Source organism: Halobacteriovorax sp. (assembly GCF_041587335.1).
GTDB lineage: Bacteria > Bdellovibrionota > Bacteriovoracia > Bacteriovoracales > Bacteriovoracaceae > Halobacteriovorax.
This window is the reverse complement of record NZ_JBFGYP010000234.1, coordinates 1-2699: the sequence shown is the minus strand read 5'-3', so window position 1 is coordinate 2699 and position 2699 is coordinate 1. Positions and strand designations below refer to the sequence as shown.

Sequence of the window (2699 nt, the reverse complement as noted above, 5' to 3'; positions counted from 1 at the left end):
TGATAAGCTTAACTTAGTCACTTTCAATTATGGTGATAAAGAGAATAAGCGTGTTGTATGTGGTGCTGCCAATGTGAGAGTAGGACTTAAAACACCTTATGCGCCATTAGGAGTCTCTCTGCCTAACGGTTTGGTGTTAGAGCCTAAGAAAATTAGAGGAGTTCTTTCAGAAGGAATGCTTTGCTCTGAAGAAGAGCTAGGTTTTGCTGAGGAGTCATCAGGTATTTTAGAATTGCCTGAAGATGCACCTATTGGTCAGAATATGATTGATTACTTCAACGAAACAAAAGATGTTCTCTTAGATGTAGATAATAAGTCACTTACACATAGACCTGATCTATGGGGTCACTATGGACTTGCACGTGAGTTCGGTGCGATCTTTGAACAAGAGTTAAAAGTTCCTTATAACGAAGAATGGGCAAGTAACTTAAAGGCTAAGTTTACAAACGATGCTTCTCCTATCTCTCCTAAGCTAGAAGGTGATAGTGCTTGTAAGTCATACTTTGGATTATCTGTTGATAATATAACAGTGACTGACTCGCCTGCTTGGATGAAGAAAAGACTTTTAGCTGTAGGTTTAAGACCTATTAATAATATTGTAGATATTTCTAATTATGTAATGGTTGAATTAGGAATGCCTCTTCATATTTTTGATAGAGATCTCATCAAAGATGAAAAGATAATAATAAAATCTTTATCTGCTGAAGAAGAGTTTACAACTCTTGATGAAGAAAAGAGAAAATTAGTTGCTGGTGATACTGTTATTTGTGACAGTGAAAAAACTCTTGTTATTGGTGGCCTTATGGGTGGACTCAATAGTGGTGTTACGGAGAGTACTAAGAAAGTATTTATCGAAGTTGCAAACTGGCAAGCGGCAATGGTTAGAGCTACATCTACTAGACTTGGACTGAGAACAGATTCTTCTCAGAGATATGAAAAGACTTTAGACTCTAAACTTTGTGAGAGAACAATGCTTAGAACTCTTGAGTTAATTCTTGAACTTTGTCCTGAAGCGAAGGTTGTAGGTAAGCTAGAGTATGACGGTGAAGACTTAAGCTCTATAGCAACGTTAAAAATAAATACATCATTCAAAAAAATACAAACAGTTCTTGGTCTAGAGGTTAGTGAAGAAAGAATACTTTCTATTTTTAAAGCACTTGATTTTGGTATTGAACAAAATGCAAATGATCTAGTTATTACTATCCCTAGTTATCGTTCAACTAAAGACATAGATTGTGAAGCAGACCTCGTAGAAGAAGTAGGACGTATCATAGGGTATGATAATATCACTCCCAGCTCTCCTAGGCTTACTATAGAGCCAGTAAGGCTTACTGCTGCACAAGAGCTGCATAGAAAGATTAGAGACTTCATGGTGTACAATGCAAACTCTTTTGAAGTTAATTCATATCCACTAGTAGGAGAGAAGCTTTTAGATAAGTGTTCATGGCCTACACGTTCTGGTTTAGACCTTTTAAATTCTATCTCTAAAGACCATTCTATTATGAGAGACTCTATAGTTCCTAATGCAATTGCTATCACTGCAACTAACGTTAAGAACTTTGATGAATTCTCTTTCTTTGAGCTAGGTAGAACGTATCATAAAGGAAAGAAGAACTTTGCTGAAGAGAAGAGTGAGTTAATCATTGCAATGTACTCTAAAGAGGAAACACCTTTCATGAGTCTAGTTAATAAGACTAAAAGTCTTTTAAACTCTACTAATATACCTTTTGATATAAGTGAAAAGCATCCTAAGTTTAAGAATGAACTCATTAGTGAAGACTGGGTTGGAGTACACCCATTTGAGTTCTATAACATACGTATAATGGGTAAGATGAAAGGTGTAATGACTAGTATTCACCCACTTATTCTTAAGCAATATAAGATAAAAGGTCATTTAAGCATTGCTGTAGTTGATTTAACACAAGTAGAAGCACGTCCTTTAAAGGACAAAGTTAAGTACAGGCCTTTATCTAAGTTCCCTGGGTCTACTTTTGACTGCACTATCGTTGCAAAAGAACATACAAATGTAGGAGAAGTGCTAAATTCTCTTAAAAAGCTCAAAATTAAAGAACTTCAGAGTACAAAAATCGTGGATATTTTCAATTTAGAGTCCAAAGAAAAGGCAATTACCCTAAGATCTGTCTTTATGGACCCTGAAAAAACCCTAGATGGTGAATTTATTACACAATCTTCGAAAAAAATCGTCGAAGAGCTCGAAAAAGCCGGCTTTTCGCTAAGGTCTTAAAATTACATAAAACTAGGGTCGCTTTTGCGGCCCTTTTTAATGTCTGACTTATATTATCCATTAATCTTACTTAAAAACTCCTAACATATTGAAATACTTTTTGTTTTATTGAAAAAAAAATGAAAAAAAAAAGATAATAAGTGAAAAAAAGGGTTGACCTTTTTGTAGCACATGCGTAGTATCCGTTCTGTTCCCAAGACATACAAACTTAGAAACGAAGCACACAATGCTTTACAAGGTTTGTCTGACTCTTAAGGGAAGCTCTTTAAAATTCGAATAATAGTTAAAGATATGACGCTTCGGCCGATTATCAAGATGAGAAGATCCCAAAAATAGTATAAGTGCTAATTAAAGTCTTGGCGTAACTAAATCTTGGATGCTGTAAAAAGTTGAAGTTAGTAACGTGGAAAATCCAAAAGCCAAGAGCCAAATTTATTTGGAAGATTTAGAGCAC

Annotated in this window: 1 protein-coding gene; it reads left to right on the top strand. The window is 35.1% G+C overall.

Going from position 1 to position 2699, the window contains the following annotated elements; all coding sequences use genetic code 11:
• Positions 1-2245: phenylalanine--tRNA ligase subunit beta (gene pheT, locus ABX784_RS16755; RefSeq protein ID WP_372656210.1), on the top strand; the 2245-nt coding region annotated here is incomplete at its 5' end.
• Positions 2246-2699 lie beyond the last annotated feature (454 nt).